The sequence below is a fragment of the Acidovorax benzenivorans genome (assembly GCF_028680575.1).
GTDB classification, from domain to species: Bacteria; Pseudomonadota; Gammaproteobacteria; order Burkholderiales; family Burkholderiaceae_C; genus Acidovorax; species Acidovorax benzenivorans.
Genome location: NZ_JAPCKI010000004.1, coordinates 226,071 through 250,917 on the forward strand (window position 1 = coordinate 226,071; position 24,847 = coordinate 250,917).

At 67.4% G+C, this 24,847-nt stretch carries 22 protein-coding genes; 20 read left to right on the forward strand and 2 right to left on the reverse strand.

From position 1 onward, the window contains the following. Positions 1 to 22 precede the first annotated feature (22 nt). Positions 23 to 2,026, forward strand: coding sequence for a peptidase U32 family protein (locus tag OIN59_RS09190; protein ID WP_274109458.1), 2,004 nt, complete (start codon positions 23 to 25; stop codon positions 2,024 to 2,026). Between the two features lie 55 nt (positions 2,027 to 2,081). Next, entirely contained in the window at positions 2,082 to 4,754 is a 2,673-nt protein-coding gene (locus OIN59_RS09195) for a cation-translocating P-type ATPase (RefSeq protein ID WP_274109459.1), read from the forward strand. A 61-nt stretch (positions 4,755 to 4,815) separates the two neighbouring features. Here the strand turns inward: OIN59_RS09195 and cobA are convergent, their stop codons facing one another. Next, the gene (gene cobA, locus OIN59_RS09200) at positions 4,816 to 5,673 is read right to left on the reverse strand and encodes a uroporphyrinogen-III C-methyltransferase (RefSeq protein ID WP_274109890.1); all 858 of its coding nucleotides are present in this window, start codon (positions 5,671 to 5,673) and stop codon (positions 4,816 to 4,818) included. Between the two features lie 205 nt (positions 5,674 to 5,878). Here cobA and OIN59_RS09205 point away from each other — a divergent pair, with 205 nt between their 5' ends. The 18 genes from OIN59_RS09205 (at position 5,879) to OIN59_RS09290 (ending at position 23,781) form a co-directional block, all read left to right on the forward strand. Then, positions 5,879 to 7,600 carry a nitrite reductase gene (locus OIN59_RS09205; RefSeq protein ID WP_274109462.1) on the forward strand — a complete coding sequence of 574 codons (1,722 nt, stop codon included), beginning with the start codon at positions 5,879 to 5,881 and terminating at the stop codon, positions 7,598 to 7,600. A 166-nt stretch (positions 7,601 to 7,766) separates the two neighbouring features. Further along, positions 7,767 to 8,090, forward strand: a complete 324-nt coding sequence (locus OIN59_RS09210) for a c-type cytochrome (protein ID WP_274109464.1) — start codon at positions 7,767 to 7,769, stop codon at positions 8,088 to 8,090. 10 nt (positions 8,091 to 8,100) lie between these two features. Further along, entirely contained in the window at positions 8,101 to 8,451 is a 351-nt protein-coding gene (locus tag OIN59_RS09215; protein WP_274109466.1) for a c-type cytochrome, read from the forward strand. After that, positions 8,448 to 9,641 (forward strand): cytochrome D1 domain-containing protein, encoded by a 1,194-nt coding sequence (locus tag OIN59_RS09220; protein WP_274109468.1) that lies wholly within the window; start codon positions 8,448 to 8,450, stop codon positions 9,639 to 9,641. Before OIN59_RS09215 ends, OIN59_RS09220 begins: the two co-directional genes overlap by 4 nt. Position 9,642: 1 nt before the next feature. Continuing rightward, the gene (gene ahbB, locus OIN59_RS09225) at positions 9,643 to 10,653 is read left to right on the forward strand and encodes a siroheme decarboxylase subunit beta (RefSeq protein ID WP_274109470.1); all 1,011 of its coding nucleotides are present in this window, start codon (positions 9,643 to 9,645) and stop codon (positions 10,651 to 10,653) included. Further along, entirely contained in the window at positions 10,646 to 11,134 is a 489-nt protein-coding gene (locus tag OIN59_RS09230) for an Lrp/AsnC family transcriptional regulator (protein WP_274109472.1), read from the forward strand. The genes ahbB (OIN59_RS09225) and OIN59_RS09230 overlap by 8 nt, the downstream gene beginning before the upstream one ends. After that, positions 11,115 to 11,612: a siroheme decarboxylase subunit beta gene (gene ahbB / locus OIN59_RS09235; protein ID WP_274109474.1), complete on the forward strand. Its 498-nt coding sequence runs from the start codon at positions 11,115 to 11,117 to the stop codon at positions 11,610 to 11,612. Before OIN59_RS09230 ends, ahbB (OIN59_RS09235) begins: the two co-directional genes overlap by 20 nt. Beyond that, entirely contained in the window at positions 11,599 to 12,837 is a 1,239-nt protein-coding gene (gene nirJ, locus OIN59_RS09240) for a heme d1 biosynthesis radical SAM protein NirJ (RefSeq protein WP_274109476.1), read from the forward strand. The genes ahbB (OIN59_RS09235) and nirJ overlap by 14 nt, the downstream gene beginning before the upstream one ends. Next, on the forward strand, positions 12,830 to 14,533 hold the full coding sequence (locus OIN59_RS09245) for a nitrite reductase (RefSeq protein WP_274109478.1): 1,704 nt from the start codon (positions 12,830 to 12,832) through the stop codon (positions 14,531 to 14,533). Before nirJ ends, OIN59_RS09245 begins: the two co-directional genes overlap by 8 nt. 11 nt (positions 14,534 to 14,544) lie before the next feature. Beyond that, positions 14,545 to 15,132 (forward strand): cytochrome c oxidase subunit 3 family protein, encoded by a 588-nt coding sequence (locus tag OIN59_RS09250; protein WP_274109480.1) that lies wholly within the window; start codon positions 14,545 to 14,547, stop codon positions 15,130 to 15,132. Between the two features lie 18 nt (positions 15,133 to 15,150). Next, on the forward strand, positions 15,151 to 15,423 hold the full coding sequence (locus tag OIN59_RS09255; RefSeq protein ID WP_274109482.1) for a cytochrome C oxidase subunit IV family protein: 273 nt from the start codon (positions 15,151 to 15,153) through the stop codon (positions 15,421 to 15,423). A 196-nt stretch (positions 15,424 to 15,619) separates the two neighbouring features. Beyond that, positions 15,620 to 16,054, forward strand: coding sequence for a c-type cytochrome (locus OIN59_RS09260; RefSeq protein WP_274109484.1), 435 nt, complete (start codon positions 15,620 to 15,622; stop codon positions 16,052 to 16,054). Between the two features lie 15 nt (positions 16,055 to 16,069). After that, positions 16,070 to 17,506: a cbb3-type cytochrome c oxidase subunit I gene (locus OIN59_RS09265; protein ID WP_274109486.1), complete on the forward strand. Its 1,437-nt coding sequence runs from the start codon at positions 16,070 to 16,072 to the stop codon at positions 17,504 to 17,506. A 22-nt stretch (positions 17,507 to 17,528) separates the two neighbouring features. Continuing rightward, the gene (locus tag OIN59_RS09270) at positions 17,529 to 18,338 is read left to right on the forward strand and encodes a CbbQ/NirQ/NorQ/GpvN family protein (RefSeq protein WP_274109488.1); all 810 of its coding nucleotides are present in this window, start codon (positions 17,529 to 17,531) and stop codon (positions 18,336 to 18,338) included. Positions 18,339 to 18,369: 31 nt separating this feature from the next. After that, positions 18,370 to 19,464, forward strand: a complete 1,095-nt coding sequence (locus OIN59_RS09275; protein ID WP_274109490.1) for a 4Fe-4S binding protein — start codon at positions 18,370 to 18,372, stop codon at positions 19,462 to 19,464. A gap of 1 nt (position 19,465) precedes the next feature. Beyond that, positions 19,466 to 21,358, forward strand: a complete 1,893-nt coding sequence (locus tag OIN59_RS09280) for a VWA domain-containing protein (RefSeq protein WP_274109492.1) — start codon at positions 19,466 to 19,468, stop codon at positions 21,356 to 21,358. Positions 21,359 to 21,454: 96 nt separating this feature from the next. Next, positions 21,455 to 22,252: a Crp/Fnr family transcriptional regulator gene (locus OIN59_RS09285; RefSeq protein ID WP_274109494.1), complete on the forward strand. Its 798-nt coding sequence runs from the start codon at positions 21,455 to 21,457 to the stop codon at positions 22,250 to 22,252. A gap of 245 nt (positions 22,253 to 22,497) precedes the next feature. Then, positions 22,498 to 23,781 (forward strand): O-acetylhomoserine aminocarboxypropyltransferase/cysteine synthase family protein, encoded by a 1,284-nt coding sequence (locus tag OIN59_RS09290; RefSeq protein WP_274109496.1) that lies wholly within the window; start codon positions 22,498 to 22,500, stop codon positions 23,779 to 23,781. A gap of 142 nt (positions 23,782 to 23,923) precedes the next feature. Here OIN59_RS09290 and OIN59_RS09295 read toward each other — a convergent pair whose 3' ends face one another. Further along, positions 23,924 to 24,766 carry an SPFH domain-containing protein gene (locus tag OIN59_RS09295; RefSeq protein ID WP_274109498.1) on the reverse strand — a complete coding sequence of 281 codons (843 nt, stop codon included), beginning with the start codon at positions 24,764 to 24,766 and terminating at the stop codon, positions 23,924 to 23,926. Positions 24,767 to 24,847 lie beyond the last annotated feature (81 nt).

Consider the following 24,847-nt stretch of genomic DNA (forward strand, 5'->3'; position numbering starts at 1 on the left):
CACGCTGGGATAATCACGCCCCATGTCTCTCCTGCCCCACCAGCTCGAACTGCTCTCGCCTGCACGCGACGCAGACATTGGCATCGAAGCCGTCAACCACGGCGCCGACGCCGTCTACATCGGAGGCCCCGCCTTTGGCGCGCGCGCCAGCGCGGGCAATGACATCCGGGACATCGAGCGCCTGATCAAGCACGCGCACCGCTTCAACAGCCGCATCTTCGTCACCCTGAACACCATCCTGCGCGACGACGAGCTGGACGCTGCGCGCCAGGTGGCCTGGCAGGTGTACGAAGCCGGGGCCGACGCGCTCATCATCCAGGACATGGGCCTCCTGGAAATCGACCTGCCGCCCATCCAGTTGCACGCCAGCACCCAGACGGACATCCGCACGCCTGAAAAGGCGCGCTTTCTGCAGGATGCCGGTCTGTCGCAGATCGTGCTGGCACGCGAACTGACGGTGCAGCAGATCGCCGCAGTCCACAAGGCGCTGGGCCCCGTCGATGCACCCGGCCGCGCCAACATCGAGTTCTTCATTCACGGCGCGCTGTGCGTGGCCTACAGCGGCCAGTGCAACATCAGCCATGCGCAGACGGGCCGCAGCGCCAACCGGGGCGACTGCAGCCAGGCCTGCCGCCTGCCCTACCAGGTGACCGACGCCCAGGGCCGCTTCATCGCGCACGACAAGCACGTGCTCTCCATGAAGGACAACAACCAGAGCGACAACCTGCGCGCGCTCATCGACGCCGGCGTGCGCAGCTTCAAGATCGAAGGGCGCTACAAGGACATGGGCTATGTGAAGAACATCACGGCCCACTACCGCACGCTGATCGACGAGATCCTGGAAGAGCGCGAGGCGCAAGGTCGGCCGCTGGGCCGGTCATCGAGCGGGCGTACCACCTTCACCTTCACGCCCGACCCGCTGCAGAACTTCAACCGCGAGTTCACCGACTACTTCGTGACCGGCCGCAAGGAAGACATCGGCGCCTTCGATACCCCCAAGAACCCTGGCCAAGCCATCGGCTGGGTGACCAAGGTGGAATCCGACTTCGTGGAACTGGAGGTGAGCGACCCCGCCACCGTGCTGCACAACGGCGACGGCCTGTGCTACTACGACCTGCACAAGGAACTGGTGGGCATGGCCATCAACGTGGCAGAGCCCGTGTCGTCGCGCAGCGTGGGCCAATGGAGGGTGTACCCCAAGGACCCGATGGAAGGCTTCAAGGACCTGCGCAAGGGCACCGAGGTCAACCGCAACCGCGACATGGACTGGGTGCGCACGCTGGAGAAAAAGTCCAGCGACCGCCGCATCGGCCTGTGGGCGCACCTGAGCGAAACACCCACCGGATTCAGCCTGATGCTGACCGATGACGACGGCAATGTGGGCTGTGCTGACGTGCAGCAGCCGCACCAAAGCGCCACCGATGCCGCCAAAGCCGAAACCAGCCTGCGCGAGCAACTGGGCCGTTTCGGCGCCACCATCTTCGCGGTGCACGACATTGCACTGCAGTTGTCGCAGCCCTGGTTTGTGCCCGCATCGGTGCTCAACGCACTGCGCCGCGACGCGCTGGCCGACCTGGAGGCCAACCGCGCGCGCAACTTCGCCCGTCTGCCGCGTGCCACGCCAGTGAAGCCCCCTGCGCCCTACCCCGAGGACACACTCTCGTTCCTGGGCAATGTATTCAACCACAAGGCGCATGACTTTTACGTGCGCCACGGCGTGAAGGTGATCGACGCGGCCTACGAGGCGCACGAGGAGGAAGGTGAGGTCAGCCTCATGATCACCAAGCACTGCGTGCGCTTTTCGATGAGCCTGTGCCCCAAGCAGGCCAAAGGCGTGACGGGTGTGCAGGGCACCATCAAGGCCGAACCCTTGATGTTGATCAATGGCAAGGAAAAGCTGACCTTGCGCTTTGACTGCAAGCCCTGTGAAATGCACGTGGTGGGCAAGATCAAGCGCCAGGTGCTGAATCAGGTGCCAGAAGCCCCGCTCCAGTTCTACAAAGCCCGGCCGCAAGTCGCGCACTAAGGTAACGCCGAAGAAGTCCTTGTGCGGGAGTGCGGCCCGTTTCACTGATCGCCGCATGTCCCCATCCACCGCGCCGCACCTGCACCCCACCGACGCCGTTGCCCAGGCCCACGGAGTTGACCCCGACTCAGGTCTGCACGCCGACGAAGCCCTGCGACGCAGCGCCACTCATGGCGCCAACGAACTGGCTGAATCGCAAGACCGCCCGTGGTGGCGCTTGCTGGCCGACCAGTTCAAGGACTTCATGGTGCTGGTGCTGCTGGGTGCCGCCGTCATCTCGGGGCTGGTGGGTGAGGTCACCGACACGCTGGTGATTCTTGTCATCGTGGTGCTCAACGCCGTCATCGGCTTTGTGCAGGCCTGGCGCGCCGACCAGGCCATGGCCGCGCTGCGCCAACTGGCTGCGGCGCACGCCACCGTGCTGCGCAGCGGTGCCGTGCAGGTGGTACCCGCCACGGCGCTAGTGCCCGGCGATATCGTGCTACTGGAGGCTGGTAACCAGATCCCGGCCGATCTGCGGCTGATCGAGATTGCGCAGCTGCAGGTGGATGAATCCGCCCTCACGGGCGAATCCGTCACGGTGGCCAAGCAAACCGAAGCCCTGGCCGCCGAGGATGTGGGCGCACTGGGCGACCGCACCAACATGGCCTTCAAGGGCACCACCGCCACCCACGGCCGGGCGCGTGGCCTGGTGGTGGCCACCGGCATGCACACCGAGCTGGGCAAGGTGGCCACGCTGCTCGATACCGGCGACCGCAGCACCCCGCTGCAGTTGCGCCTCGCAGCCTTTGGCAAACGACTGGCGCTGGCGGTGCTGGGCATCTGCATCGTGATTTTTGCGGTGGGTGTGCTGCGCGGCGAAGCGCCGCTGCTGATGGCCCTCACCGCCATCAGCTTGGCCGTGGCCGCCATCCCCGAAGCCCTGCCTGCGGTGGTGACCGTGTTGCTGGCCCTGGGGGCGCGCCGCATGGTGGCCGTGCATGCGCTGGTGCGGCGCCTGCCGTCGGTGGAGACGCTGGGCTCGGTCACCACCATCTGCTCGGACAAGACCGGCACCCTGACACAAAACCGCATGCACGCCGAGCTGCTGATGGCCCACGGCGTGCGCTGGGTGCCCGGCGACCCGCTGCCCGGCCCGGCCCATGCCGAGGCCCTGCGCGCCGCCGCGCTGTGCAATGACGCCACCCTTCAGGCTCAGAACGAGGACAGCCAGTCCGGCACCCACTGGCAGGGCGACCCCACCGAAACCGCACTGGTGCTGGCTGCCCACGCGGGCGGCCTGGACAAAGCCCAGCTCGACATCACCTGCCCCCGCGTGCAGGAGCAGCCCTTTGACTCCGACCGCAAGCGCATGACGACTTTCCACCGCGCTGCCGACGGTTTTCTGGCCTACACCAAGGGCGCACCGGAGTCGGTATTGCCGCGCTGCACCGCTCACTGGACGCCGGAGGGTGCAACCACACTCGACACGACCAAGGTCCTCGCCACCGCCCAACAACTCGCCGCCCAGGGCCTGCGCGTGCTGGCCCTGGCTCGCCGCAGCCACCCGCGCCTGCCCGACACCAATGACATCGACGCGGTAGAAAACCAGCTGGAGCTGCTCGGCCTGATCGCCCTCATCGACCCACCCCGCACCGAGGCCCAGGCAGCGGTGCGCGACTGCATCAGCGCGGGCATCACGCCGGTAATGATCACCGGTGACCACCCCGCCACCGCGCGCGCCATTGCGCACCGCCTGGGCATTGTGCGCAGCAGCGATGCCCCCGTGCTCACCGGCGCCGACCTGGCCACGCTGGACGATGCCGCACTGCGCGCCCGGGTAGAACAGGTGCGGGTCTACGCCCGTGTGGACCCGGCGCAGAAGATCCGCATCGTCGAAGCGCTGCAGGCCCAGGGCCACTTTGTGGCGATGACGGGCGATGGCGTGAACGACGCCCCTGCGCTCAAGCGCGCCGACATCGGAATCGCCATGGGCCAGGGCGGCACCGACGTGGCGCGCGAGGCGTCGAGCCTGGTGCTGCTGGACGACAACTTCGCCACCATCGTCGCGGCGGTGCGCGAGGGCCGCCGTATCTACGACAACATCCGCAAGTTTGTGCGCTACGCGATGACGGGCAACTCGGGCGAGATCTGGACCATCTTCCTCGCACCGCTGCTGCTCTTGCCCATTCCGCTGCTGCCCATCCACATCCTGTGGGTCAACCTGGTGACCGACGGCCTGCCCGGTCTGGCACTGGCGGCGGAGCCAGCCGAGCGCGGCATCATGCAGCGCCCGCCCCGCGCACCGCACGAGAGCCTGTTTGCCCACGGCATGTGGCAACACATTCTGGGCGTGGGCCTGCTCATTGGCGGGCTGTGCCTGGCGGTGCAGGCCTGGGCCCTGCACACCGGCCATGCGCACTGGCAGACCATGGTGTTCACCGTGCTCACGCTGGCGCAGATGGCGCACGTCATCGCCATCCGGTCCGAATCCGAACCCATCTGGCGCCTGGGCCTGCTGAGCAACCGCCCGCTGCTGGGCGCCGTGCTGCTCACCTTCGCCCTGCAGATGGCCACCATCTATGTGCCCTGGCTCAATCCCATCTTCAAGACCGAGCCTCTGTCACTGGGCGAGCTGGCCCTGTGCGTCGGCGCAGCGCTGGTAGTGCTGGTGGTGGTGGAGGTGGAAAAGGCCTGGCGGCGCCAGCGCCCGCAGTCTGCGGCCTCTGACGCCGCCCTGGACGCCTGAGCCGCGCTCCGCATTCTCCGCACTCGGGGCTCGGTTCAACGCGCCTTACGCCGATGCCCCGTCACGGCGCGGGCGTGTGTGCCGACTGGTGCGGTGAAGCCTGCACCAGGCCCTGAACCAGCGCAGGCTGCAGCGCCACCACCTCACCCACAATGATCAGCGCCGGCGCCTTGACGCCCTGGCTGACCGCCAGGCTTGGCAACGAAGCAATGGTGCCCGTGAGGCAACGCTGATCAGGCAGGGACGCCCGCTCGACGATGGCTGCGGGCGTGGTCGACGGCAAGCCGTGCGCGGCCAGTTGCGCGCAGATGGTGGGCAGCGTGGCCACCCCCATGTAGAACACCACGGTCTGGCGGGGGCGCGCAAGCAAGGGCCAATCCAGCGCCGTATCGTTATCGCCGCGCAGGTGCCCGGTGGCCAGCACCAGAGTACCCGCATGGTCGCGGTGCGTGAGCGGAATGCCCGCGCAAGCCCCTGCGCCCTGGGCGGCCGTAATGCCCGGCACCACCTCAAAAGGAATACCCGCGTGGGCCAGGCCCAGCGCTTCTTCGCCGCCCCGGCCGAAGATGTAGCAGTCGCCGCCCTTCAGGCGCACCAGGGGCCGACCGCTGCGTGCCAGCCGGCACATCAGCTCGATGATGTCCTCCTGCGGCAAGGTGTGGCGCGAAGACTCCTTGCCCACGTAGACGCGCTCGGCGCTGGCGGGCACCAGGGCCAGCACCTCCTCGCCGACCAGATGGTCGTACAGCACCAGGCTCGCCTGCCGCAGCACACGCGCGGCCTTCACCGTCAGCAGGTCGGGGTCGCCTGGGCCGGCACCGACCAGGGTCACACACCCCGGAGGCACCGGGGGGCTATCGCTCTGTGCTCCGCCGTGCGCGGGCTTCTTCAGCCATTGGGGATCGTCCATGAAGCTCATGTCTACGGCTCGCTGGTATCTGTGGGTGGGGCCATGGTGGAACAGGGTGGACACCGCGTCCTTGAACCAGTTCAAGGACAGCGCACGCCGCCCGCAGGACCATTGCCTCACCCGCAAGCAACGAAGGGCAGCCGTTGCACGGGTCGGAAGGGCGCAGCCGCATCCACCGCCAACCATTCGCTGCCCATGACGCAGAGGACCGATGATGAAAGCAATCAAGACCGTCCAGCACCTGGCCCTGGCAGCCCTCGCAATGGCTGCGGCCACGGCGATGGCACAGGCAGGCAAGGGAGTCTCGCAACCAGAAATGAACTACCAGGCTGGCGGCTCCCCCCTGGTGAACGAGCCCATGCACCAGAGCACCAACCCCAAGGCGCCGCCCATGACGGCCGCCGAGTTCGAGAAGGCCCGCCAGACCTACTTCGAGCGCTGCGCAGGCTGCCACGGCGTGCTGCGCAAGGGCGCCACCGGCAAGCCGCTCACTCCTGACCTCACCACCGCCAAGGGCACGGACTACCTGAAGGTGTTCATCTCGTATGGTTCGCCCGCAGGCATGCCCAACTGGCTGACCTCGGGTGAAATGAGCGAGAAGGAAGTGGATCTGATGGCGCGCTACATCCAGCACGAGCCGCCAACCCCGCCCGAGTTCGGCATGGCCGACATGAAGAAAACCTGGAAGGTCATCGTCGAGCCCAAGGACCGGCCCAAGAAAAAGCTCAACAACTACAACATCGAGAACATCTTCTCGACCACGCTGCGTGATACCGGCGAGGTGGCGCTGATCGACGGTGACACCAAGCAGATCATCAACATCGTCAAGACCGGCTACGCCGTACACATCTCGCGCACATCGGCTTCCGGTCGCTACCTGTTCGTGATCGGCCGCGACGCCAAGATCAACATGATCGACCTGTGGATGGAAAAACCCGACAACGTCGCCGAAGTGCGCGTGGGTCTGGAGGCCCGGTCGGTGGACACCTCCAAGTTCAAGGGCTACGAAGACAAGCTGGCCATCGCGGGCAGCTACTGGCCGCCGCAGTACACCATCATGGACGGCGACACGCTGGAGCCCAAGAAGATCGTGAGCACCCGGGGCATGGTGGTGGGCACGCAGGAATACCACCCCGAACCGCGCGTGGCCTCCATCGTGGCATCGCACTTCAAGCCCGAGTTCGTGGTCAACGTGAAGGAGACCGGCAAGACGTTGATGGTGGATTACTCCAACATCGACGCGCTCAAGGTCACCGAGATCGGCTCCGCGCCCTTCCTGCACGACGGAGGCTGGGATTCGAGCAAGCGCTACTTCATGGTGGCCGCCAATAACAGCAACAAAATCGCTGCCATCGATGCCAAGGAAGGCAAGCTGGCGGCCATCACCGAAGTGGGCAAGATCCCCCACCCCGGCCGTGGCGCCAACCTGCTGCATCCCAAGTTCGGCCCCGTCTGGGCCACGGGCCACCTGGGCGACGACACCATCTCGCTGATCGGCACCGACCCCAAGAAGCACAAGCAGTACGCCTTCAAGGAAGTGGCCAAGCTCACAGGCCCTGGCGGTGGTGCACTCTTCATCAAGAGCCACCCCAAGAGCACGCACCTGTACTCGGACGCACCGCTCAACCCCGATCCAAAGATCTCGCAGTCCGTCGTGGTCTTCGACATCAAGAACCTCGACAAGGGCTTTGTGACCTTGCCGGTGGCGGAGTGGGCGGGCCTGAAGGACGACGGCGCCAAACGCGTCGTGCAGCCTGAATTCAACAAGGCTGGCGACGAGGTGTGGTTCTCGGTGTGGAGTGCCAAGAACAAGGAAAGCGCGCTGGTGATCGTGGACGACAAGACGCTCAAGCTCAAGGCCGTGATCAAGGACCCACGCCTCATCACGCCCACGGGCCACTTCAACGTCTACAACACCCAGCACGACATTTACTAACCGCCCTGAGTCGCCTGCGGCGCCTTCCCCCCAAGGGGGACGCCGCCAGGGGCCTGGCGAAGCCAGTTCCCCGGCGGCGCTGGCCTCAGGCCGCGTCTGTGCATGCGCAGAGGATTCTGCGTAGCGCTGCAGGCAACCCATTCAACCTCCACCACAGGAGCAAATGATGAGACACCATCTGACATTCCACTTGGCCCTTGCTGCAACCCTGGCGCTTTGCGTCGGCGCGGCCAGCGCAGCCTCTCCCGAAGAAGCCATGAACAAGGCTGGCTGCATGGCCTGCCATTCCAAGGACAAGAAGCTCGTCGGGCCGTCGTTCAAGGACATCGCGGCCAAGTACAAGGGCAAGGATGTGACGGCGCAGCTGATCGACAAGGTGCGCAAGGGCGGCTCCGGCGTGTTCGGGCCGATTCCGATGTCGCCCAACGGGCCGGACAAGATCGGCGATGCCGACCTCAAGGCCGCCGTCGAGTTGATTCTCGGGTCCTGAGCGCCACGCCATGCCACTGCGCGCCGCCGCCCTGACCACGCTGTGTGCCCTGGCCTGCGCCGGGGCCATGGCGCAGTCCACTGCCGCACCGCCAGAGCGCCAGCGCGAGCTGGTGCGCATGGTGCGGCAGGACTGCGGCTCGTGCCACGGCATGCACCTCACCGGCGGGCTGGGCCCGCCCCTCACCCCTGCGGCCCTGGCGGACAAGCCCGTCCCTTCCATGGCTGCCACCATTTTTCACGGGCGCCCGGGCACCCCCATGCCGCCCTGGCGCACCTTTGTCACCGAAGCCGAAGCCCTGTGGATCGCCGAGCAGCTGGCCTCCGGCTTCCCACCCTCACCCCAGCGCCCCCAGCCATGAAACGACGCCCTCTCCTCCTTGGCCTAGCGGCCCTTCCGCTGTTAGCCAGCGGCTGCGCCACGCTGCAGCAGCCCGACGCCCCGCTCGTAGGCACCGGCGACCTGGGCCTGGTCGTGGAGCGCGCCACGGGCTCGGTACTGCTGGTGAACACCACGCACCGGTCCATCCTGGCCCGCGTCGATGGCTTGGGAGACCTGTCGCACGCCTCGCTGGTGTTCTCGCGCGATGGCCGTCATGCCTATGTGTTCGGCCGCGACGGCGCACTCACGCGCATTGACCTGCTGACGCGGCGCATCACCGCACGCGAGCAGCAGGCGGGTAATTCCATCGGCGGCGCCATCAGCGCCGACGGCACGCTGGTGGCTGCGCAGAACTACACGCCCGGTGGCGTGAAGGTGTTCGACGCCGACACGCTGGCGCTGCGGGCGGACATCCCGGCCCTCACGGCCGATGGCCAGCGCTCGCGCGTGGTGGGCCTGGTCGACCTGCCCGGACGGCGCTTCATCTACAGCCTGTTCGATGCCGACGCGATCTGCATTGCCGACTGCACGGACCCCGCCCGGCCTCGCGTGACGCGCATCGACGGCATTGGCCACCAACCCTATGACGCACTGGTCACGCCCAACGGCCGCCACTACATCGCCGGGCTGTTTGGCGAAGACGGCCTGGCCCTGGTGGACACCTGGGCCGAGCAGCCCGTGGCACGGCGCATTCTGGCCGGTTACGGGCGCGGCCAACAACCCTTGCCCGTCTTCAAGATGCCCCACCTGCGCGGCTGGGCTGTTGCCGGGCGCCATGCCTATCTGCCCGCCATCGGTCGCCACGAGGTGCTGGTGGTGGACACCACTACGTGGGAAGAAGTGGGCCGCATCCCGGTGGCAGGCCAACCCGTGTTCGTGATGGCGCGGCCCGATGGCCGCCAGGTGTGGGTGAACTTTGCCGTGCCCGACTACCACCGCGTGCAGGTCATCGACACCGTGGCCCAGCGCGTGGCGGCCACGCTGCAGCCGGGCAAGGCCGTTATGCACATGGAGTTCACACCACGCGGCGAATCGGTGTGGATCAGCTGCCGCGATGACGACAAGGTGGTGGTGCTGGACACCGCCTCGCTGGCCACCCAGGCATCGTTGCCCGCCCGGGCGCCCAGCGGCATCTTCTTTACCGCGCGGGCACAGCGCATGGGGTTCTAGGATGGCGCGACACGACCACGCCCACGACCTGCCCTTGCTCAATGCGTGGCAGCGCGGTTTTCCGCTGTGCCCCGCACCGTTCGACGTGCTGGGACAGGCCCTGGGCCGCCCAGCAGGCGAGGTGATTGCCGCCTGCGAGCGCCTGCAACGGGCGGGCGTACTGGGCCGCATTGGCGGCGTGTTTGCACCCGGCGCGGGCGGGGCCGGCCTGCTGGCCGCAATGGCGGTGCCGCGCGAACGGCTGGAGGCCGTGGCCGCCGCCGTCTCCCGCCATGCGGGCGTGAGCCACAACTACGAACGCGAGAACACGCTGAACCTTTGGTTCGTGGCCAACGCTGCCACTCCGGCCGCACTAGAGCAACTGCTGGCGCAGATCGAGCGCGACACGGGCCTGGCCGTGCTGCGCCTGCCCATGCTGCGGCCCTACCGCATCGACCTGGGCTTTGACCTGGGGCAACGCAGCGCCGCAGCGGGCGGCATGACCCGAACCGCCGCCACGCCCGTGGCCGCACACGAAGCCGCATTGGCCGCCCTGGCGGAGCACGGCCTGCCCCTGGTAGAACGGCCTTTTGACGCGTGGGCCGAGGCACTTGGCCAACGCACCGAGGATGTGCTGGGCACTTTGTCGCGCTGGCTGGCGCAGGGCACCTTGAGCCGCTTTGGCATGGTGGTGCGGCACCACGAGGTGGGTTACACCGCCAATGCCATGACCGTGTTCGACGTGCCAGACGACGAGGTAGACGCCTGCGGTGAGCGGCTGGCCTGCCAGCCCGGCATCACCCTGGCCTACCGCCGCGCACGGGCCGGGCGCTGGGGCTACAACCTGTACTGCATGGTGCACGGGCAGGAACGCGGTGAGGTGCTGGCCCTCGTCGAACAGGCCGCGCTGCAGGCGGGTGTGGCCCGGCACCGGCACGAGGTTCTGTTCTCGCTGCGCCGCTTCACGCAACGCGGTCCGCGCCGCTTTGCCGCTGCCCACCCCACACCACCGGAGGCACCCCGCCATGCTTAGCCACGATCAGCTGCAACTGGTGAGTTACCTGCATGGCGGCTTTCCGCTGGTGGACCGGCCGTTCGCCGCCGTCGGGCAAGCCATGGGATGGAGTGAGGACTACGTCATTGAATGCCTGCGCCAGCTGCTGGCCAGCGGCGTGCTCACCCGCTTCGGCCCGCTGTTCCAGATCGAGCGCGCGGGCGGCCTGTTCATGCTGGCGGCGCTGGCGGTGCCCCCAGAGCGTTTTGACGAAGTGACCGCTGCGGTGAACGCCTTGCCCGAGGTAGCCCACAACTACCGCCGCGACCACCCGCACCTGAACATGTGGTTCGTGCTGGCCGCCGAGTCGGCCGAGGGCGTGGCCCGCGCCGCGCAGCGCATCGAACAAGCCACGGGCCTGCCGGTGTTCCAGTTTCCCAAGGAGCACGAGTACCGCGTGGAACTGCGCCTGCCGCTGCTGCCCGCCGAAGGAGATCGCCATGGCGCTGGACGACTTTGACCGCGCACTCATCGCCGCCGTGCAAAGTGGCCTGCCGCTGGTGGCCCGCCCCTACGAAGCCGTGGGCGCGATGCTGGGGGTGGACGGCGAGCGCGTGCGCGCGCGGCTCGCGGCCATGCTGGACGAAGGCTTGGTGCGCCGCATTGGCGCGGTGCCCAACCACTACCGCCTGGGCTTCACCGCCAACGGCATGAGCGTGTGGGACGTGGCGGACGACCAAGTGGACACGCTGGCGCGCCAAGTGGCCCAGCTCACCGGCGTGAGCCACTGCTACCGCCGCACGCGCCACCTGCCAGAGTGGCCCTACAACCTGTTCGCCATGCTGCACGGTCGCTCGCAAGGCGAAGTGCAGCGCCAGGCCGATGTGGTGGCCGCCCTGCTGGGCCCCGCCTGCCGCGCGCACGACATTCTTTACTCCACAGCCATTCTCAAAAAGACCGGCCTGCGTTTAAAAGGCACCAACGATGTTCAGGATTAGCCAATACATGCGCGAACTGGCCGCCGCCGGGGCGACTGGCGCCTACCCCACAGTGCGCCCCCGCCCACAAAAAGGCCCGCAAGGCCCAGTCGTGATCTGGAACCTGATCCGCCGCTGCAACCTCACCTGCAAGCACTGCTACGCCTTGTCGGCCGACCACGACTACGCGGGCGAACTGACGCGCGAGGAGGTGTTCACGGTGATGGGCGACCTGCGCGCGTACGGCGTGCCGGTGCTCATCCTCTCGGGCGGCGAGCCGCTGATGCGGCCGGACATCTTCGACATTGCCGCGCGTGCGCGGGACATGGGCTTCTACACCGGGCTGTCCACCAACGGCACGCTCATCGACACCCCCCTGGCCGACCGCATTGCCGCGATGGGCTTTGACTACGTGGGCATCAGCCTGGACGGCCTGCGCGCAACGCACGACCGCTTCCGGCGCCTGGAAGGCGCGTTCGACCGCAGCCTGCAAGCGCTCAAGCTCCTGCGCGACCGTGGGGTGAAGGTGGGCATGCGCTTCACCATGACGGCGATGAACGCGCACGACCTGCCCGCGCTGCTGGCGCTGATGCGGGAAGAGCGCATCGACAAGTTTTACTTCTCGCACCTCAACTACGCGGGGCGCGGCAACATCCACCGTGGCAAGGACGCGCAGTTCCAGGCCACGCGCGCGGCGCTCACGCTGCTGTTTGAGCGCGCCTGGGAGGCCGCGCAGGCTGGCCTGCCAGAGGAATACGTGACCGGCAACAACGACGCGGATGGCCCCTTTTTGCTGCAATGGGTGCAGGCGAACCTGCCACAGTGGGCACCCGCATTGGCAGAGCGCCTGGCCGCCTGGGGCGGCAACGCCAGCGGCCTGAACGTGGCCAACATCGACAACCTGGGCCAGGTGCACCCCGACACCATGTGGTGGCACCACACGCTGGGCAATGTGCGCGAGCGGCCCTTTTCGGCCATCTGGAGCGACACCAGCGACCCACTGATGGCCGGGCTCAAGCAGCAACCCCGCCCGGTGCAGGGCCGCTGCGCCCAGTGCCACTACCTGCCACTGTGCGGAGGCAACACCCGGGTGCGCGCCCAGCAGCTCACCGGCGACGCCTGGGCCGAAGACCCGGGCTGCTACCTGGAGGACGAAGAGATTGGTGCGGTAGCCGCCCCCGGCAGCGCGCCACACGGCCCGCGCCAACGCATCACCATCCCCATCCGGGAGCCAATCCATGCCTGACATCCCTGCCCCGCCCCAGCGCCGCTGGCGCGCCTGGCTGGCCGACGCCGCCCGCGCCACCCTGGTGGCTGGTCTGTGCTGGATGGGCTGGGACCTGGCCATGGCCCAGCAAGTCAGCACCAGCGCCACAACCTCCAGTGCCAGCATCAACACCAGCACGGCCACCAGCGCAGCCAGCCTCTTCGCCACCCACTGCGCCAGCTGCCATGGCGCGCAGCGCACCGGCAGCATGGGCCCGGCGCTGCTGCCCGAAAGCCTGGCCCGCCTACCCGCCACCGAGGCCTTGCGCGTCATCGCCCAGGGCCGCACGGCCACGCAGATGCCCGGCTTTGCTGGCACGCTCTCACCCGCCGAGATCCAGACCCTGAGCGCGTACATCCGCACCCCCGTGGTGCCCGCGCCGCGCTGGACGGACGACGACATCCGCGCATCGCGCGAATTCCACCCCGCGCCGCCCGACGAGCCCGCCACGCCGCTGTGGCAGGCGGACCCGATGAACCTCTTCGTGGTGGTCGAAGGTGGCGACCACCACGTCAGCCTGCTCGACGGCGACCGCCTGGAAGTCATCACCCGCTTTGCCAGCCGCTTTGCGCTGCACGGGGGGCCCAAGTTCTCGCCGGACGGGCGCTACGTGTACTTCGGTTCGCGCGATGGCTGGATCACCAAATACGACCTGTACCGCCTGCGCGTGGTGGCCGAGGTGCGCGCCGGGCTGAACATGCGCAATGTGGCGGTGAGCGGCGATGGGCGCTGGGTGATCGCCGCCAACTACCTGCCGCACGCGCTGGCCCTGTTCGACAGCGACCTGCAGCTGGTGCACACCTATGACGCGCGCACGCTGGACGGCAAGGGCAGCTCGCGCGTGTCGGCGGTGTACGACGCTGCGCCGCGCAAGAGCTTCGTGGTGGCACTGAAGGACATTGCCGAGATCTGGGAGATCTCGTACGACCCGCAGGCCGCCCCCATTCACGATGGCCTGGTGCACGACTACAAGATGGGCGAGGCGATCGCCAAGCCCGGCTACCTGGGCGTACGCCGTACCCCTCTGGATGAGCCGCTGGACGACTTCTTCTTTGACCAGAGCTACCGCCATGTGCTGGGCGCCACGCGCCCCAAAACGGCCGCCCCGGCCAGCGCGCAGGACGGCAAGACCGGCCTCGGCCCCGCCACGGCCCAGGTGGTGAACCTGGACGTGCGCCGCAAGATCGCCGACCTGCCGATTGCGGGCATGCCGCACCTGGGCTCGGGCATCACCTTCGCCTGGCAGGGCACCACGGTGCTGGCCTCGCCCAACCTGCAGGGCGGCAGCATTGATGTGATCGACATGAAGACCTGGAAGCCCGTGGCCAGCATCCCCACGCCGGGGCCGGGCTTTTTCATGCGCAGCCACGAGAAAACGCCCTATGCCTGGACCGACTCGATGATGAGCGCCACCGCCAAAGACACGCTCACCATCATCGACAAGGCCACACTGCAGCCCGTGGCCACGGTGCGCGAGCCCGGCAAGACCCTGGCGCACATCGAGTTCACCCGCGACGGCCGCCTGGCGCTGGCCAGCGTGTGGGAGATGCAGGGTGCCCTCATCGTGTACGACGCCGCCACGTTCAAAGAAATCAAGCGCCTGCCCATGAGCAAGCCCGTGGGCAAGTACAACGTGTGGAACAAGATCACGCGATCGGAAGGAACATCGCATTGAGCAGTGCTGCGATGCCCCCTGCCCCGGCAGCCCACCCGCCGACATCGCCGCGCCTGGTGGGCGACCTGGTGGTGTGGCTGCTGGTGCTGGCCGAACTGCTCACCTTCGGCATCCTGTTCGCCGCCTTTGCCTTTGCCCGCCTGCGCGAGCCAGGGCTGTTCGCGGCAGGCCAGGCCACGCTGGACCTGTCCACCGGCGCGGCCAACACCGTGTTGCTGGTGTCCGCCAGCTGGTGCGTAGCGCGCAGCGTGCACGCCGTGCGCCGCGGCCGCTCGGCCCAGGGCGCGCGCTGGCTGCTGGGTGCCCTGGCCTGCGGCTGTGGCTTCCTGGTGCTCAAGAGCCTGGAGTACGTGCACAAGTGGCGCGAGGGCATCGACGTGGCCGAGAACACGTTCTACCTGCTGTACGTGATGCTCACGGGTTTTCACTTTCTGCATGCGGCCGTGGGCTGCATCATCTTTGCCGTGCTGTGGGCGCCCACTCGGCGCGGCGCCTACGGGCCACAGCAGTGCCACGCGCTGGAGACCGGGGCGGTTTTCTGGCACATGGTAGACCTGCTGTGGATGGTGCTTTTCCCACTGGTCTATGTGCTGCGCTGAAACCCTGACGAAGCCCTGATGAAACGCTGGCTCCACCGCATCAACGCCATCTGGCTCGCCCTGCTGGCCGCCACGGCCATCACCGCCTGGCTGGGCGAGCACGCGGGCGCGCAGGGCCTGGGCACCGGCGCGGCCATACTGGTGCTGGCCCTTGCCGCCGCCAAGGGCAGCCTCATCATCCTGGACTACATGGAGCTGCGCCATGCACCTGCACTGTGGCGCCGCCTGCTGCTGGGCTGGCTGGCCACCGTGGTGTTGCTGGTGCTGGCGGCAACCCTGTGGCCGCGGTAGCCCAGCAACGCCACTCGCCACCATCGCTATCAAATAAATAGCTACTCGCGCATATTCCATATGCGCCACAGCCCATTTTCACCTAAAAGCACTGCCAAACCACCCGGCGAGCAACTGCGCATTCCTTGAACCGGTTCAAGGAAAAAAACCGAGCAAATTGGGAGGATATAGCCGTCCATTTCAAGGAGGGCTTCGAATGAGCCAATCACACAGCGGGTTCACCAAACAGATGGCCCGCAACATGTTCTACGGGGGCACGGTGTTCTTCGCCCTCCTGTTTGCAGCCATTGTGTTCGACAGCGAGCGCCGCATCCCCGAGCGCTCCAACGCCCAGGCCATCACCCCGGCCGTGGTGGCGGGCAAGAAGATCTGGGAGACCCGCAACTGCATCGGCTGCCACACCCTGCTGGGCGAGGGCGCGTACTTTGCGCCCGAGCTGGGCAACGTCTACAAGCGCCGGGGCGGCGACTTCATCAAGGTATGGATGAAGGCCCAGCCCACCGGCGTGGCGCACCGCCGCCAGATGCCGCAGTTCAACCTCACCGACCAGCAGCTCGATGAGCTCGTCGAGTTCCTGAAGTGGACCGGCGAGATCAACACCGAGAACTGGCCACCCAACATCGAAGGCTGAAGAGGGACCGACACCATGCACATTCCAACACTCAAATACCAGAGCCAATCGGTCTCTAAGCCCTACTTCATCGCCGCCATGGCGCTGTTTGCCGGGCAGATCATCTTCGGCATCACGCTGGGCCTGCAATACGTGGTGGGAGACCTGTTCTTCCCCTACATCCCGTTCAACGTGGCGCGGATGGTGCACACCAACCTGCTCATCGTGTGGCTGCTGTTCGGCTTCATGGGCGCGGCCTATTACATGGTGCCCGAGGAGTCCGAGACCGAGCTGCACTCAACGCTGCTGGCCAAGGTACTGTTCTGGGTCTTCCTCGTGGCGGGCGCGCTCACCATCGTGGGCTACCTCACGGTGCCCTATGCCAAGCTGGCTGAATTGACGGGCAACGACCTGCTGCAGACCATGGGGCGCGAGTTCCTGGAGCAACCGCTGCCCACCAAGGTAGGCATCGTGGTCGTGGCGCTGGGCTTTCTCTACAACATCAGCATGACGGTGCTCAAGGGCCGCAAGACCGCCATCTCGCTCGTGCTGCTGATGGGGCTGTGGGGTCTGGCGCTGATGTTCCTGTTCAGCTTCGTGAACCCGCACAACCTGGTGCGCGACAAGATGTACTGGTGGTTTGTGGTGCACCTGTGGGTGGAGGGCGTGTGGGAGCTGATCCTGGGCTCGCTGCTGGCCTACGTGCTGGTCAAGACCACGGGCGTGGACCGCGAAGTGATCGACAAGTGGCTGTACGTGATCATCGCCTTCGCGCTGATGACCGGCATCCTGGGCACAGGCCACCACTTCTACTTCATCGGCCTGCCTGGCTACTGGCACTGGATCGGCAGCATCTTCAGTGCCATGGAGCCTATTCCCTTCTTCATGATGACGGTGTTCGCCTTCAACATGGTGCAGCGCCGCCGCCGCGAGCACCCCAACCAGGCCGCCGTGCTGTGGGCCGTGGGCACCGCCGTGCTGGGCTTTTTGGGCGCCGGGCTGTGGGGCTTCATCCACACGCTGAGCGCCGTGAACTACTACACCCATGGCTCGCAGATCACCGCCGCCCACGGCCATCTGGCCTTCTATGGCGCGTATGTACTCGTGGTCATCACGCTCATCAGCTACGCCATGCCCACGCTGCGCGGGCGCATCGCCAACAGCACAAAAGCCCAGGCAGCCGAGATGTGGAGCTTCTGGATCATGAGCATCGGCATGGCCGTGATGGTGCTGGCGCTCACCGGCGCAGGCATTTTGCAGGTGTGGCTGCAGCGCATTCCAGAGACCAACGCCATGGGCTTCATGGCCACGCAGGACCAGCTCACCATCTTCTACTGGGTGCGCATTGCTGGCGGCGTGATCTTCCTGGTGGGCCAGTTGCTGTACTTCACCAGCTTCTTCATCGGCGGAGACCCCGTCACCGAAGAAAGCCGCGCGGGTGCCACAGGCCGCAGGCCCCTGGGCGCCGCCTGAAGCCCCCGCAAGAAAGGCTGCCATGGACCACAGTGAACTGCACCGCATCGCGGCAGCGGCCCTGCCCTTCTATGCCGAGCAGGGCGGCGAGGCCGCACTGTTCGAGCACGCCTGGCGCCAGCGCCTGCCGTTGCTCATCAAGGGCCCCACGGGCAGCGGCAAGACGCGTTTTGTAGAGCACATGGCCGCCCGCCTGGGGCGGCCCCTCATCACGGTGAGCTGCCACGACGACCTGGCCGCCGCCGACCTGGTGGGCCGCCACCTGCTGGGCGCGCAGGGCACCGTGTGGGCCGACGGCCCGCTGGCGCGCGCTGTGCGCCAGGGCGCCATTTGTTACCTGGACGAGGTGGTGGAGGCCCGCAAGGACACCACCGTGGTGCTGCACCCGCTGGCGGACGACCGGCGCGTGCTGCCCATCGAGCGCACAGGCGAACAGCTGACCGCGCCGCCCGAATTCATGCTGGTGATCTCGTACAACCCCGGCTACCAGAGCCTGCTCAAGAGCCTCAAACCCAGCACGCGCCAGCGCTTCGTGGCGCTGACCCTGGGCTACCCCGCGCCTGCCGTGGAAGAAACCATCCTGCGCACCGAGGCGGGCGCAAGCCCCCAGTTGGCAGCCACGCTGGTGCGCCTGGGCACCGCCCTGCGCCAGTTGACCGACCAGGACCTGGAAGAGACCGCCAGCACCCGGCTGCTGGTGATGGCCGCACGGCTGGCTGTCTCCGGCGTGCCGCTGGCGGCTGCATGCCGCGCGGCCATCGTGGATGCGCTCACCGACGACGCCGACACGGCCGCAGCGCTGTGCGAGGTGGTGCAAGCCTTGCTGGGCTGACCGACCGGCCACCTCTTTATGCCTTCACCCCATGCAACGCCAGCGCCGCACGTTCCAGGTCGCCTTTTTCGCGCTGTTCCTGCTGGCACCCGCGCTGAACCTGCTGCGCTTTGACATCACCGAGGTTCAGCTGTGGGTGCTGGGCCAGCGCTGGAGCCTGGGGATCGACGACTTTCGCCAGGGGCTGATCGGTCCGGGCGAGATGACCTGGCGACTCTTCGTGCGCGCGCTGCTGCCAGCCATTGCCCTTGTGGGCGGCTTTCTGGCCGTGGCATGGCGCTACGGGCGCCTGTACTGCGGCTGGCTGTGCCCACATTTCTCGCTGGTAGAGCTGCTCAACCACGTGCTGCAAAAGGCCTGCGGGCGCCTGTCGCTGTGGGACCGCAAACCCACGCCGCGCCAGGGCCTGGTGCCCCGCCGCCGCTGGTGGCCGGTGTTTGTGCTGCTCTCTGTGCTGATGGGCTTTGTGTGGGCCATCACCCTGCTCACCTACCTGCTGCCGCCCGCTGATGTCTGGGGCCGACTGCTAACCGGCACCTCCACCCCGGGGCAGCTGCGTTTCCTCGTCGCGGGCACCGCTGTGTTCAGCGCGGAATTTCTGCTGGCCCGGCACCTCTTTTGCCGGTTTGGCTGCGCCGTGGGCCTGTTCCAGAGCCTGGTGTGGATGGCCAACCCGCGCGGCCGGGTGGTGGGCTTTGCCCGCGACGGAACCCGCACCATCGACCTGCCTACCGCCCTGGGCCTCACGCCCGCCACCCCCGCCCACTGCCGCAGCTGCGACGCGCCGCGCGGCAATGCCTGCGACCGCGCCTGCCCCATGCACCTGCCACCGCGCCAGTTCAAACGGCGCAAGTTCTCGTGCGTGCAGTGTGGACTGTGCGTGCAGTCCTGCGAATCCTCTCAGGCCGCGCAGCAGCGCGAGCCCTTGCTGCAGTGGAGCATCGGCGCCGATGCGCTGCGCGAATCCCTGCGGGCCCGGCACAGCGACGCCGTGGCCGAACCGGCTGCAGCGCCCCGCCCCGCAGAAAAACACACCGCCACGCCCCCCGGCGCGGCCCGCGCCACACGCGTGCTGGCCTGCGCCGCACCTGCGGCACCCCATGCGGCACACGCCGCGGAGCACTGAGATGGAAGAGTGGATCGGCCAGCAATGGCACCGCCTCGTCACCCGCTGGGCCGAGCCCGGCCATGCCACGGCCGCTGTGTCGCTCGACGAGATGCGCAAGCCGCTGGGCCTGCTGCTGCGCTGCGGCGGTGGGCCGGCCGGCATGCGCATCGGCCCCGCCGCCGCGCGCGGCCACGGCGGCCCGCGCGGGTGGGTGCAGCGCGTGGCTGGCAGCGGCACGCGCGCACCCTTGCCGGAGTTCCACCACGACCTGCTCGCCCTGCCGCCCATCGTGGCCGTGTTTCCCGACAAGGCGCTGAATCGATCGCTCTACCTCTGGCTGGCCGCACTGGCTTCGCAATGGAGCACCGTGGCCGCACAGCCGGGCGGCAGCTGGTTGGGCCACAACCTCGCGGCGACGCGGGCCACGCTGGCCACTTTCCCAGGCCTGGCAACCGCTCACGCGCAGCTGCGGCAGGCCCAGCTCGCGCTGCGGCCGTCGCCCGGCACCCTGCGCGGCCCGGCTGCCGAGGCCGAGGCCTGGGTGCAGCGCGCCCTGCGAGGCGAGTGGGACCACGGCGTTCCGGCAGGCACCCTGCCACCGCCCGGCCTCACCCCCGCCGTCGTGGCCCCCGTCTGGCTGTGGCTGGAGGGCTGCAGCGCCAGCACCATTAATGCGCCGAACCGCCAGGCGCAGCCCCCCGGCCCCCCATCAGCCAACGATGCCGCCACACCCGCGCCGGAAGACCCAACGCGCCGCAAGGCCGAGCGCGTGCGCGACGAGCGCCACGCAGCGCCGCTGATGCTGTTCTTCCGCGCCGAATCCATCCTCTCGTGGGGCGAATTCACCAAGGTGCAGCGCGCGGACGACGACAGCGACGACGGCAACGCACTGGAGGCGGCACGCGACATGGACGTGCTCTCCATCGCCGAAGACCCAGGCAACGCCAACCGTCTGGCCGCGCGCGTACGCTTTGACCTGGACCTGCCCAGCGCGGCGGCCGACGACGTGGCGCTCGGCCCCGGCGAACACCTGCCCGAGTGGGACTGGAAGGCTGGCGTGCTGCGCCCCGCGCACTGCGCCGTGCAATGCCGGGTGGCACGTGAGACCACCCCGTTCACCCCCGACGCGCAGCTGCGCACCACCGTGCGGCAGGTGCGCCGCCGCTTGGAGGTGCTGCGCGCAGCTCCCCTGCGCGCCCACGCCCAGGCCGATGGCGATGAGCTGGACGTAGATGCCTGGGTGCGCCATGCCGCCGACGCCGCCGCCTGGCGCAGCGAGTCGCCCGCCGTGTGGCAGCGCCGCGTGCGGGCCGAGCGCAGCCTGGCCACCCTGCTGTTGGCCGACCTGTCGCTCTCCACCGACGCGCACGTGGCTGGTGCAGGCCGCCCCATGCGCGTGGTGGATGTGATCCGAGACGCGCTGTATGTCTTTGGCGAGGCGCTGACCGCCGGTGGCGACACGTTCGAGATGCTGGGCTTCAGCTCCGTGCGGCGCCAGAACGTGCGCATCCAGCACCTCAAGGGCTTTGACGAAGCGTGGACGGGCGCGGCCCGGGCGCGCGTGGGCGCCATCAAGCCGGGCTACTACACGCGCATGGGCGCGGCCATCCGCCACGCCACGGCACGGCTGGCCGCGCGGCCCGAGCGCCAGCGCCTGCTGCTGCTGCTAACCGATGGCAAACCCAACGACCTGGACGTGTACGAAGGCCGCTACGGGCTGGAAGACACACGCCACGCCGTGCAGGAAGCGCGTGCGCAGGGCCTCACGCCGTTTGCCGTGACCATCGACAACGCAGGCCACGACTACCTGCCCTACCTGTTCGGCCAGCAGGGCTACGCCCTGGTGCACCGCCCGCGCGACCTGGCGCAGCGGCTGGCGGCGGTGTACAGCCAGATCACGCGCCAAAAATGACGCAGTGCACCATGCTCTTTTGACCAAGGTCATTAAGATTCATGTCGCGTCCTTGTTTAATGGCTCATACCTCCCAACGACCCACGAGCCCGCGCCATGGACATCCGGCAGTTCGACATCCCCCGCTACCTCTCGGCCCTGCCGCTGTTCCAGGAATCCACCCCCGAGGAGCTGATGCGCCTGGCCACCGGCTGCCGCCTGCGCCGGTTTGCGCGTGGGGACAGCATCTTCCGCGTGGGCACACCGTGCGAGGAGTTCCATGTCACGGTGCTGGGCCAGGTCAAGCTCTTTGCCCTCTCGCCCTCCGGGCAAGAAAAGGTGATTGAACTGGTAGGCCCCGGCAGCAGCTTTGCCGAAGCGCTGATGTTCACCGGCAAGCCCTACATCATCAACGCCCAGGCGTTGGCCGAAACCTTGCTGCTGAGCGTGGACAAGGGCACGGTGGAGCGCGAGATCGAGGCCGACCCGCGCTTTGCGATGCGCATGCTGGCTGGCATATCCCGGCGGCTGCACGGGCTGGTGCATGACGTGCAGACCTACACGCTGCACAGCGGCATGCAGCGCGTGATCAGCTACCTGCTGCACGAGCTGCCAGAGGAGTCGAACGACGCGGCCGGCATCGCGCTGGCCTGCGCCGGGCACGGCCAGCCGCAGGGGCCCGGCGGCCTCGATGTGACGCTGCCAGTGAGCAAGGCCACCATGGCTTCGCGCCTGTCGCTCACGCCGGAATACTTCTCGCGCGTGCTGCACGAGCTGGAAGACGCCGGCCTGATCCGCATGGACAAGCGCGACATCCACATCCCCAACGCGGCACGCCTGGCCGCGCACACCTGGCCCGAGCCCTGCTCACGCCGGTGCATGTCGGCCCAGGCCGCAGTGGCACTGCCCGCGTGAGCCGGTCCAGGCGGATGTGCGGAGGTGCCTGCCCCCCCAACTGCCGAGCCGGTGGTTCTGTCGTTGGTCCCATCGTTCGGGCTGAGCGTGTCGAGACTTTGCGTGAACGGCTTTGAACGGGCCCGAGCAAGCCCCATAAGCTCATCACCAACGATTCGAAGGCCGTAGCGCACAGCGGTGCAAGAATGGCCCCGCGACGGCACAGCCGCCCCGCCCCATTCAACCGTTCACAAGGACCTTGCACCATGAAGATCGAAACCCTGGCCGTGCACGCAGGCTATGCACCCGACCCCACCACCAAGGCCGTGGCCGTGCCCATCTACCAGACGGTGGCCTACGCGTTTGACAGTGCTCAGCATGGCGCGGACCTGTTCGATTTGAAGGTGCCGGGCAACATCTACACCCGCATCATGAACCCCACCACCGACGTGCTCGAAAAGCGCGTTGCGGCGCTCGAAGGCGGCATCGCCGCGCTGGCCGTGGCCTCGGGCATGGCGGCCATCACCTACGCCATCCAGACCATTGCCGAGGCGGGCGACAACATCGTGTCGGCCAGCACACTCTACGGCGGCACCTACAACCTGTTTGCCCACACGCTGCCCCAGCAGGGCATCACCACACGGTTTGCCGACCCGCGCGACCCAGCCAGTTTTGCGCAGCACATCGACGCGCGCACCAAGGCCATCTTTATCGAGTCCATCGGCAACCCGCTGGGCAACGTGACCGACATCGCCGCGCTGGCCAAGGTGGCTCACGACCACGGCGTGCCGCTGATCGTGGACAACACCGTGCCCAGCCCTTACCTGCTGCGCCCCATCGAGCACGGCGCCGACATCGTGGTGCATTCGCTCACCAAGTACCTGGGCGGCCACGGCAACAGCGTGGGTGGCGCGATTGTGGACAGCGGCAAGTTCCCGTGGGCCGAGCACAAGGCACGCTTCCCGCGCCTGAACGAGCCCGATGTGAGCTACCACGGCGTGGTCTATACCGAAGCCCTGGGCCCGGCCGCCTACATTGGCCGTGCGCGGGTTGTGCCCCTGCGCAACATGGGCGCCACGCTGGCACCGCTCAACGCCTTCCTCATCCTGCAAGGCATTGAAACGCTAGCCCTGCGCATGGACCGCATCTGCGACAACACGCTGGCCATTGCCCACTACCTGCAAAAGCATCCCAAGGTCGAGTGGGTGCGCTACGCGGGCCTGCCCGACCACCCGGACCACGCACTGGTGCAGCGCCAGTCGGGCGGCAAGGCGTCGGGCATTTTGAGCTTTGGCGTGAAGAACAGCGATGCCGACCCGCGTGCGGCCGGTGCCCGCTTCCTGGATGCATTGCAGCTGTTCACGCGCCTCGTCAACATTGGCGACGCGAAGTCGCTGGCCACCCACCCTGCATCGACCACCCACCGCCAGCTCAACCCAGAAGAACTGGCCAAGGCAGGCGTGAGCGAGAGCATGGTTCGGCTGTCGGTGGGCATCGAGCACATCAACGACTTGCAGGCCGACTTGGCCCAGGCGCTGGACAAGGTCTGATGCACGAGTGGCCCTGCGCTGTGGGCGCGTGGTCGCTCGGAATTTCAAGTGTTTTTGGCCGCTAGCGCTTGATCAATAAGCGCCAATAGCTATCATTTAAATAGCATACCAACCCACAGTGACACCGCTTGGTGCTCTGGACTTACCGGCCCACGCTGACCAGCGGCGCGGCGCCGCCGCCCATCAGCACCGTGTTGCCCTGCTTGCTGGCAATGGCCAGGGCGGTGTCCCGCTGGATCTCGGCCAGCCGGATTTCCTTGAGCGCTGGCGTGAGTGATGCGCTGATGATCTGGTTGGCCCGCGCCTCGCCTTCGGCCTGCACGATCAGGCGCTCTGCCTCGGCCTTCGCCAGGTCGATCTCCTTGCGCTTTTTCTCGATCGCCTGGTCTGTCTCGGCGCGCTGACGGATGGCGGATTCGATGGCCTTGTCGGTCAGCATGTTGCGCACGTTCACGGCGGTGACGGTGAATGCACCCTTGTCCGTGGCATCCAGCTCAGCCTGCAGGGTGTTGCGCACGCTTTCTGCCAACTCGGCACGTTTGGTGTGCATGGTGGTCGCGTCCATCTGGGCAATGGCCTTGTAGATGGCCTCGCGGGCTTCGCGCTGCACACGGCTGTAGGCCACCAGCAGGTCCCCCGTGCCGTCCTTGACGACTTGTTTGTGCTGCACCACATCACCCTGGTATTTCACAAACAGCGCGGGGATGGAGGCTGGCGTGGTCTTGAAATAGATATCGATGTCCACGTCCTGCATGGTCAGGTTGTCGCGGCTCTTGGGCGTAAGGTTCTCCAGGGAGAAGCTCACCTCCTTGGCGGTGAATTCGTCCACCGTCTTGAACAGCGTGAAATACAGCCCCGGCGGCAGGGCCTCCTGCCCCACCTTGCCCAGCGTGCGCTCCACGCCCACATTGCCGGTATCGATCTGGCTGCAGGCGCCCAGTGCAACACTCAGGCACAACAAAGACAAGGTTCGCAAAGCAGTCATGGGGGTCTCGCGGGTCAACGGGGATTGGTAGGCACGGCAGGCCGTGGCTGCACCGACAGGGCTGGCGAGCGCGATTGTAGG

Bases quoted from the DNA above. Each gene is read 5' to 3' on its own strand.
- OIN59_RS09190 (WP_274109458.1), top strand. From the start codon at position 23: ATGTCTCTCCTGCCCCACCAGCTCGAACTGCTCTCGCCTGCACGCGAC.
- OIN59_RS09195 (WP_274109459.1), top strand. From the start codon at position 2,082: ATGTCCCCATCCACCGCGCCGCACCTGCACCCCACCGACGCCGTTGCC.
- cobA (WP_274109890.1), bottom strand. From the start codon at position 5,673: ATGAGCTTCATGGACGATCCCCAATGGCTGAAGAAGCCCGCGCACGGC.
- OIN59_RS09205 (WP_274109462.1), top strand. From the start codon at position 5,879: ATGAAAGCAATCAAGACCGTCCAGCACCTGGCCCTGGCAGCCCTCGCA.
- OIN59_RS09210 (WP_274109464.1), top strand. From the start codon at position 7,767: ATGAGACACCATCTGACATTCCACTTGGCCCTTGCTGCAACCCTGGCG.
- OIN59_RS09215 (WP_274109466.1), top strand. From the start codon at position 8,101: ATGCCACTGCGCGCCGCCGCCCTGACCACGCTGTGTGCCCTGGCCTGC.
- OIN59_RS09220 (WP_274109468.1), top strand. From the start codon at position 8,448: ATGAAACGACGCCCTCTCCTCCTTGGCCTAGCGGCCCTTCCGCTGTTA.
- ahbB (WP_274109470.1), top strand. From the start codon at position 9,643: ATGGCGCGACACGACCACGCCCACGACCTGCCCTTGCTCAATGCGTGG.
- OIN59_RS09230 (WP_274109472.1), top strand. From the start codon at position 10,646: ATGCTTAGCCACGATCAGCTGCAACTGGTGAGTTACCTGCATGGCGGC.
- ahbB (WP_274109474.1), top strand. From the start codon at position 11,115: ATGGCGCTGGACGACTTTGACCGCGCACTCATCGCCGCCGTGCAAAGT.
- nirJ (WP_274109476.1), top strand. From the start codon at position 11,599: ATGTTCAGGATTAGCCAATACATGCGCGAACTGGCCGCCGCCGGGGCG.
- OIN59_RS09245 (WP_274109478.1), top strand. From the start codon at position 12,830: ATGCCTGACATCCCTGCCCCGCCCCAGCGCCGCTGGCGCGCCTGGCTG.
- OIN59_RS09250 (WP_274109480.1), top strand. From the start codon at position 14,545: ATGCCCCCTGCCCCGGCAGCCCACCCGCCGACATCGCCGCGCCTGGTG.
- OIN59_RS09255 (WP_274109482.1), top strand. From the start codon at position 15,151: ATGAAACGCTGGCTCCACCGCATCAACGCCATCTGGCTCGCCCTGCTG.
- OIN59_RS09260 (WP_274109484.1), top strand. From the start codon at position 15,620: ATGAGCCAATCACACAGCGGGTTCACCAAACAGATGGCCCGCAACATG.
- OIN59_RS09265 (WP_274109486.1), top strand. From the start codon at position 16,070: ATGCACATTCCAACACTCAAATACCAGAGCCAATCGGTCTCTAAGCCC.
- OIN59_RS09270 (WP_274109488.1), top strand. From the start codon at position 17,529: ATGGACCACAGTGAACTGCACCGCATCGCGGCAGCGGCCCTGCCCTTC.
- OIN59_RS09275 (WP_274109490.1), top strand. From the start codon at position 18,370: ATGCAACGCCAGCGCCGCACGTTCCAGGTCGCCTTTTTCGCGCTGTTC.
- OIN59_RS09280 (WP_274109492.1), top strand. From the start codon at position 19,466: ATGGAAGAGTGGATCGGCCAGCAATGGCACCGCCTCGTCACCCGCTGG.
- OIN59_RS09285 (WP_274109494.1), top strand. From the start codon at position 21,455: ATGGACATCCGGCAGTTCGACATCCCCCGCTACCTCTCGGCCCTGCCG.
- OIN59_RS09290 (WP_274109496.1), top strand. From the start codon at position 22,498: ATGAAGATCGAAACCCTGGCCGTGCACGCAGGCTATGCACCCGACCCC.
- OIN59_RS09295 (WP_274109498.1), bottom strand. From the start codon at position 24,766: ATGACTGCTTTGCGAACCTTGTCTTTGTTGTGCCTGAGTGTTGCACTG.